Raw genomic sequence first — 7,245 nt, forward strand, 5'->3', positions numbered from 1 at the left:
TTCAGACCATGTCGTGCTTGGTGAGCCACCGCAACGTCGGCCAGCCGAGAAACACCGGTAACCAGCAGGTCAGTACGCGGTAGAGCAGCACGGACGGGACTGCGATGGAGGCGGGGAGGCCGAACGCGGCAAGCCCGCCGATGAGGGCTGCTTCCACGGCCCCCACGCCGCCCGGCGTCGGGGCGGCCGAGGCCAATGTGCCCCCGATCATCGTTACCACTGTCACCGTCACGAACGTCGTTCCGCCGCCGAACGCTTCGACACTCGCCCACAGGGCGAGCGCAGCACCCAAAGTGGTTGCGGCACAGCCGAGGATGATGATCGAGAACCGTTTCGGGTCTCGGGCGAGTTCGCCGAGCTCGGTGAGCACTTCGGCAACCTGGGGCCGCACGGCCACTTTCAGCCACAGTCGCAGTTTGGGCACGAACATGAAGGTCCCGACGACTCCGAATGCGACGCCGGCGATGAGGTACAGCACGGTGTTGCCCGGCACCATGTTGGACAGCCCCGATGACGTTCCGGCGACGACACTGAAGAAGATCAGCAGGCTGACATGGGTGATCACCTGAACCGACTGTTGCAGTGCCACAGCGGCCGTCGCGCGAACGGTACCCAATCCACCCTTTTGTAGAAAACGGACGCTCAGGGCCAGGCCGCCGACGCCCGCAGGTGTCGTGGTCGCGGCGAAGGTGTTCGCCACCTGCATGATCGTCAGATTCTTGAAGCTGACCTTGCCGAATGCGCACGCCCACAATGCGGCACCGGCCCCGATGTAGGTCAGCGCGGAGACGGCCAGACCGAGCAGCGCCCACCACCAGTCGACCGAACCCAATTCGACGACGAACGCGGGTACTGCACTGATGAACGGGTATGCGACGTAGACCAATCCGATCAACAACACGAGCGAGATGATCTGGTTGCGGCTGAATCGCGTGACCTGTTCGGCCTCGATCCTCGCGGCACCGGTCTGATCGAGCACTTCGAGCCGGACGGACTTCATCGTCTTTCCTGCATCGGCAACCGACTGACGCACCCGAAGAGGGATGGCGGACTTGGTCAATCGACCGGACGCCGCGATCACGACGTCGATTCCCAGGACCTCGACGGCCGTGGCCACGGCGCGATGCGAGCCGAAAAGATCTGCAGTGGTGAGTAACAGCTGTGCGACGTCGGATTGCATCTGGGCGTCCGACGCGCCGAGTTCTGCGTGCCCGAACCCGCAGAACAGTGCCGCGCCGTCGTGGAGCCGCAGTTCACCCCGATGCAGGTCACCGTGCGAGATCTGGTTCTCGTGCAACGTGTTCAGAGCCGACCAGAGAGCTCTGAGCGCGGCGTCGTCGAGCTCGGCCTCGATGGGGTCGCCGATGGGCTGGCTGTGCGCGTACAACGTCCAGCCGCGGTCGAGTGCTGCTACCGCCAACGGGTCGCTGCCTGCGGCGTTCACACCCTTGATGGCCAGGCCCATCAACGCGCGGTGCTCGACGGCGCGGCGCATGGACGCGTGCAACGGTGCTGTCTCGCTGCCGCGCCGGGTGATCCATCGCCAGAACTGGCGTAGCGCACCGCCACTGCGCTGGTTCTGCCCGTAGAGCTCGACCACCACATCGGCGTCCGGGGTGTGGGCGTTCAGTACCAACGGGCCCGGGCCTGCGGGTCGCACGACGGTGAAGCTGCGGACGTCGACGCCCCGGCTGCGGAACAGGCGCACGGCCGCGTCGAGTGGAACCTCCAGTGCCGGGGTGCCGACCAGCAGCACGATGATCGCACCGACGAGCCAACCGACCGCCAGCCCGAGCAGCGAACGGGCCGGGACCACCGTGGACACGACCAGGTGTATCGGTACGAAGGCGAGCAGCAGTGCCCACCATGCTCGACGCCACCGCGCGGGTAGGCCCGGGCCCGACACCGTGAGTGCCGCGGCGAGCATGGCGATCCAGCGTGAATCGTCGAGGAATTGCGACAGGAACGTGTCGAGTCGCTCGGGCACGTCCAGGTCCCACGTCGGAGTCGAGATGCCGGTACCGGTAATGGACAGAGCCAGCGCGGCGATCAGAGCTGCTGCCGCGTACCCGGCCAACAGTTTCCACTTGCGTCCGGCGATCAGCCCGATCAACACTCCGAACGGGAGGGCGAGGATCGCGACGCCGTAGACGATGTAGACGGCGTTGGACTGATCGGGGCTGAGCACGCCGACGATGTTGGACACCGATTGTTCGAGTGCGTCCCACTGATTTCGGGTGATGAGCGAGCCGGCGATGACCAAGCTCAAGAACACCGAGGCGGCAACGACCCGAATGATGTCACTGGTTCTTCTCACCAGCGGCTGCAGCAGGTTTCCCGCTACGGGAACGTCCCGCCCATCCACGCGCATGGGCTCAACTTACCGTGCGGTACGCCGACGGAGTTCGTTGCGCACGGCGGGCCATTCGGATTCGATGATGGAGAACACGACGGTGTCGCGCAGTGAACCGTCGGCCATACGTTGGTGATTGCGCAGAATGCCGTCCTGCTTGGCTCCGAGTTTCGCGATGGCCGTCCGCGATTGGAGGTTCATCCAGTGGGTGCGGAATTCCACCGCGATACAACCGAGTTCCTCGAAAGCGTGCGTCAGCAACAGCAGTTTGCTCGACGCGTTGGTGCCGGTTCCGTGGGCGGAGCGCGCATTCCAGGTGTATCCGATTTCGACGCGGCGGTTGTTCGAATCGACGTTGCAGAAGGTCGTCGCGCCGAGGATCTGCCCGGTGTCGTTGCGCCGCAAAGTGAATGGAAGCATGGTTCCCGCGTCGAGCAGTCCCAGCCGGCGATCGATCTCGGCGGCCATGTCTTCCGGTTTCGGAACGCTCGTGTACCAGAGTTTCCAGAGCTCGCCGTCGCGGGCGGCATCGCACAGCCCCTCGAGGTGATCGCGGCTCAGCGGCTCGAGGGTCACGAGGTCGTCAGTGAGGGTCACCGGTTGCAGAAAGGACATTGGCCGACGATACGTCCCGGCGTGGTGTTCGCAACAGCGAGAAGGTCGCCACCGCCAACGAAAACCGATAGCCCTGCGTCCTCTCCGCGTCCTACGGTGGGCGGCATGCACATCGCGATGATCGGTACGACGGCACCGAGTCACATCTATCCCTCGCTCGCCGTCGTCGCCGAATTGGTCCGACGCGGGCATCGCGTCACCTATGCCGTCGGTGAGTCGTTGCGGCACCTGGTCGAACCCGCTGGACTCGAGGTGGTGGCGTTCCCCTCGATACTTCCCGACGGGGAGGGCTCCTGGCCGGACGACCCGGCGTCGGCGATGCAGGTGTTCCTCGACGAAGCGATCGCGTCTCTTCCCGTGCTCACCGCGTTCTACGACGACGATCAGCCGGACGTGCTCCTCTACGACATCGGCGGTCTGACCGCCCCGATCCTCGGCGTCCGGTACGGGGTGACGGCCGTGCAGCTCTCCCCTACATATGTCGCCTGGGACGGCTACGTCGAGGATCTCGGTGAGGGAATGGCCTCTATCCGTGAGTCGACAACCGGCGTTGCGTATCGCGATACCTATGCGACCTGGTTGCGAGAAAACGACATCGACGCAGACCCGTGGGACTGGATCACGTACCCGGAGCACTGCCTGTCGTTGATCCCGAAAGTGATGCAGCCGAACGCCGATCGAGTCCCCAGCTCGGTGCAGTTCGTCGGCCCATGTCTCGATCCGGTGCGACTGCACGACCGATCGTGGTCCGCGCCCGAGAGGCCCGTTCTCTACGTATCGTTCGGCACCGGGTACAACGAACGCCCCGACTTCTACCGGCTGTGCATCGAGACGTTCGCGAACACGGACTGGCACGTGGTGATCTCCATCGGCAGACGTGTCGACCCCGCCGTACTCGGGGATCTACCCGCGAATGTCGAACTCCACGGACATGTTCCGCAGCTCGCGGTGCTCGACGCCGCCACCGTGTTCGTCACCCACGCCGGAATGGGCGGGTGCACCGAAGCCCTGTGGTTCGGCGTTCCGACAGTTGCCCTACCGCAGGCGGTCGACCAATTCGGCAACGCGGCGATGCTCGCCGAACTCGGCGTAGGAGTGCACGTCGACTTCGACGGGGTGACGGCAACAGTCCTTCGCGAGGCCGTCGAACAGGCCCGAGGACTCGCGCCGCGCGCACGTGAGATCAGCGCCGTGGTACGTGCGCACGGCGGCGTCGACCAGGCCGCGAATGCGATCGAGGCATTCGGCGTCGATGCCGGCGGAACGGTTACGTAGCCAGCGTCGCCAATTCCTCGAACGTCTCGGCGTACGTATCGCGGACCTGATCCCAGGAAGCCGTCATGTCCACACTCTCCGGACCGGCGATCGGCACCGCGTAGCCGTACTGCGAGCGCGGCACCGGGCTACCGGGCAGAACGAGTACCTGCGTGAACGCCGCAGAATCGGGATTGAACGTCAGAGTGTGCGAGGCGACGTTGCGGCCCCAATCCTCGGACGGCCACGACAGGAAGATCACGTGTCGGGGGTTCTCGGCGGGATCGGTGTACGAGACGTAGCTGCCGTAATGCTCCTCGCCCGGCGAGAGGATCTTGTACGCGCCGTTGTCGGTGTAGATCAACAACGCCTCGGCGAACGGCTTCTGATCGAACAGTGCCGTGTACCTCAGTGCCTGAACGAACACGGGTCGGCCCAACGGAATGGAGATTGCATCCTGCTGTGTGGTCACGAGGATCAAAGGTACCGACGTCGAGAATCCGGTGCAGCCAGCCGCGCTGAGCGCGGTCAGCTGCACCCGATTCGAAGGGAGGAACCGTTCGGGAACCGTCGACGTCGAAGCAGGCATGCTCGAATCCTGGCTGGCGCAGCACGACGGAGTGATCACCCGTGCTCAGGCCGGTGCCTGCGGACTCAGTGGGGATGCGGTGGACCGCCTGGTGCGCGGAGGCAAGTGGAAGGCGATTCACCGCGGGGTGTTCTTCGTTGCCGATCGACCCTTCACTGGGGAAGCACGAATTCGATGCGCAGTGTGGGGCGCGGGCGACCGAGCCGTTCTCAGCGGAGAGGCCGCAGCGTTCTGGCATCGTGTCGTGGCCGAGATGCCGGGCATCATCGAGGTCACCGTCCCCAGAACCGGTCGAAGTCGGGCCGCCGGGTGCCGGCTTCGCAGACGGGACGTGCACAGCACCGATGTCGTGGAGCGCCGCGGAGTGCGGGTCACCTCACTCGAACTGTCCGTTCTCGAGGCGTCGGTCGGCAAGGCCCACATCATGGATCGAGCACTGCAGCGGCACACGAATCTGGAAAGCCTGCGACGTGCGCATGCCCGTAATGCAGGACGGACCGGGGCTCCGAAGGCGGAGCGGCTGTTGACAGCCGCCGAAGGTGGTGCCCGATCGGAGGGTGAGCGCCTGCTGGTGCGCGAGCTGCGCCTCCGCAAGATCACCGGGTGGGCGGTCAACTATCGATGGGACGGCTACGAACTGGACATCGCGTTCTTGATCGAGATGGTGGCGATCGAGATCGACGGTTGGGCCTTCCACTCCGATCGCGACGCTTTCCAGCGTGATCGAACCAGGCAGAACGCGATCTCGCGGGACTGGACGGTACTTCGCTACACCTGGGCGGACCTGACCGAACGGATGGACCGGGTGATCGCCGAGATACTCGCCGCCATCACGCGAATCCGGTGCAGCCAGCCGCGCTGAGCGCGGTCAGCTGCACCCGATTCAGTCCTCCAGAACGCTGACGCTCACGCCGTAGGGCAGGAATCGGACCCGTCGACGCGGGTCGGTGTTGTCCTTGTGTGCTCGCAGCGCATCGAGTTCGGTGGCGTAGAGCTGATCGACCTGCGCCGAGCCGGCATCGTCGACGCTGTAGATCGCCCAGACGCCGTCACCCTTCTGGCCTGTGGTTTCCGGCTCCGACGGGGCCTTGGGTGCTCCCGCGTTGGCGAACAGCGAGCCGACCACCTCGCGCAGGCCATCGGTCGCTTCACGCGCGAACTTGTCGAAGTCGTCGGATCCGAATCCGAAGGGTCCCTGGTTGGCCATGGCGCTACCTCCTGAGTGAAACTCCAGTATGCGCGTTTTCTCCGAACTGCCGCCGAGTGTCCACACGTTCGCAGTGCCGGGTAATTCCGAGCACCCCGCGTTGGTGTTACTGCACGGCCTCGGCTCGGCGGGTGTTCCGGCATTCGGTGCCCTCGCCGCCGATCCGGCATTCGACGGCCGCGAGCGGGTGCTGCCGGACCTGGTTGGCTTTGGACTCAGCGACCGTCCACACGATTTCGGCTACTCGCTCGACGACCACGCGGCCATCATCGCGACCGTGCTCGAGCAGCGCGGGCTCGCATCAGTGGACCTGGTGGGCCACAGTCTGGGGGGATCGATTGCCATCGTGCTCGCCTACCGTCGACCGGATTTGGTGGGCCGACTGATCGTGCTCGAACCCAACCTCCTGCCATGGGACGGAACCGCCAGCGTCGAGATTGCCCGACAATCCGAAGCGGAGTTCGTCGAAACCGGCTATGCCGAGCTCATCGCCGACGCCGACCCCGACTGGGCGTCCACCCTGTGCATTGCCGATCCGATCGCGCTGCACCGCACCGCCGTCGGGCTGTGCGAAGGTCCGGATCCGACGGCCGAGGCAATGCTGAAGTCTCTGACGTTGCCGCGGCTGTTCGTCTATGGAGACCGCACTGGTGCGCCGAGCCAGGAGCGTCGATTGGCTTCTGCAGGGGTGCTTTTCGCATGCATCGATGACGCCGGCCACGTCATGATGGCCGACAATCCCGCCGGCACCGTCGAGGTTCTGCGATCCGGCCTACTGCTGTAGCCGGGCCCCGATGGTGTTGTGCAGTGCCCGCAATGAGTTCTGGCCGAGGGAGACCGTCTGAGATTCGATGTGCCGCAACAGATGGGTGTCGTTCAAGACCTTCTCGCTCGACTGGATCAGCACCGTGCCGGCGCCCGTGAAATCGAACTGACGCTCTTCGCCGCTGTTGGCCCCGAGAAATCCGCGCGCTGCGCCGAGGAAGTTCTGCATCCAGGCGGCATCGAAGTGATGTGATGGCGACGGGCAATCCGCCCAACCGACAAGCGCTTCCGGGTCGATGCGTAGTGGCGGCTCGGCGAACATGACCGTGCCGTTGGACGAGGCCAAGAACTTTCCGGTACCGAGCAGGGTCAGGAAGCCGGGCACGATCGACTGCTTGAGATCCAGAGTCGGCTCGAAGGCGAGCAGGTTGGCCGCTCGGATGGTGAGGTTGCCGTCGTCGA

8 protein-coding genes are annotated in these 7,245 nt (G+C 65.0%); 3 read left to right on the forward strand and 5 right to left on the reverse strand.

All coding sequences use genetic code 11. The annotated features are described in order from the left end of the window. Position 1: 1 nt before the first annotated feature. Together E4P29_RS23735 and E4P29_RS23740 are read right to left on the reverse strand one after the other, a co-directional pair. The gene (locus E4P29_RS23735) at positions 2–2,371 is read right to left on the reverse strand and encodes a lysylphosphatidylglycerol synthase transmembrane domain-containing protein (protein WP_135047433.1); all 2,370 of its coding nucleotides are present in this window, start codon (positions 2,369–2,371) and stop codon (positions 2–4) included. 9 nt (positions 2,372–2,380) lie between these two features. Then, entirely contained in the window at positions 2,381–2,968 is a 588-nt protein-coding gene (locus E4P29_RS23740; RefSeq protein ID WP_135047434.1) for a GNAT family protein, read from the reverse strand. A 105-nt stretch (positions 2,969–3,073) separates the two neighbouring features. On the opposite strand from E4P29_RS23740, the gene E4P29_RS23745 reads away from it, so the two are divergent. Continuing rightward, on the forward strand, positions 3,074–4,243 hold the full coding sequence (locus E4P29_RS23745) for a macrolide family glycosyltransferase (RefSeq protein WP_135047435.1): 1,170 nt from the start codon (positions 3,074–3,076) through the stop codon (positions 4,241–4,243). Here the strand turns inward: E4P29_RS23745 and E4P29_RS23750 are convergent. Beyond that, positions 4,236–4,694, reverse strand: coding sequence for a hypothetical protein (locus tag E4P29_RS23750; RefSeq protein ID WP_135047436.1), 459 nt, complete (start codon positions 4,692–4,694; stop codon positions 4,236–4,238). The genes E4P29_RS23745 and E4P29_RS23750 overlap by 8 nt on opposite strands. On the opposite strand from E4P29_RS23750, the gene E4P29_RS23755 reads away from it, so the two are divergent. After that, on the forward strand, positions 4,687–5,673 hold the full coding sequence (locus E4P29_RS23755) for a type IV toxin-antitoxin system AbiEi family antitoxin domain-containing protein (protein WP_348539778.1): 987 nt from the start codon (positions 4,687–4,689) through the stop codon (positions 5,671–5,673). The genes E4P29_RS23750 and E4P29_RS23755 overlap by 8 nt on opposite strands. Positions 5,674–5,694: 21 nt before the next feature. Here the strand turns inward: E4P29_RS23755 and E4P29_RS23760 are convergent, their stop codons facing one another. Then, positions 5,695–6,018, reverse strand: coding sequence for a hypothetical protein (locus E4P29_RS23760; protein WP_135047437.1), 324 nt, complete (start codon positions 6,016–6,018; stop codon positions 5,695–5,697). A 28-nt stretch (positions 6,019–6,046) separates the two neighbouring features. Between E4P29_RS23760 and E4P29_RS23765 the strand changes: the two genes are divergently transcribed. Further along, positions 6,047–6,802, forward strand: a complete 756-nt coding sequence (locus E4P29_RS23765) for an alpha/beta fold hydrolase (RefSeq protein WP_135047438.1) — start codon at positions 6,047–6,049, stop codon at positions 6,800–6,802. Here E4P29_RS23765 and E4P29_RS23770 read toward each other — a convergent pair. After that, positions 6,791–7,245 (reverse strand): AIM24 family protein (locus tag E4P29_RS23770; protein WP_167735597.1); only part of this gene is annotated, 455 nt, incomplete at its 5' end. The two genes, E4P29_RS23765 and E4P29_RS23770, sit on opposite strands and share 12 nt — an antisense overlap.

Source organism: Rhodococcus sp. 1R11, from assembly GCF_004563845.1.
GTDB lineage: Bacteria > Actinomycetota > Actinomycetes > Mycobacteriales > Mycobacteriaceae > Rhodococcoides.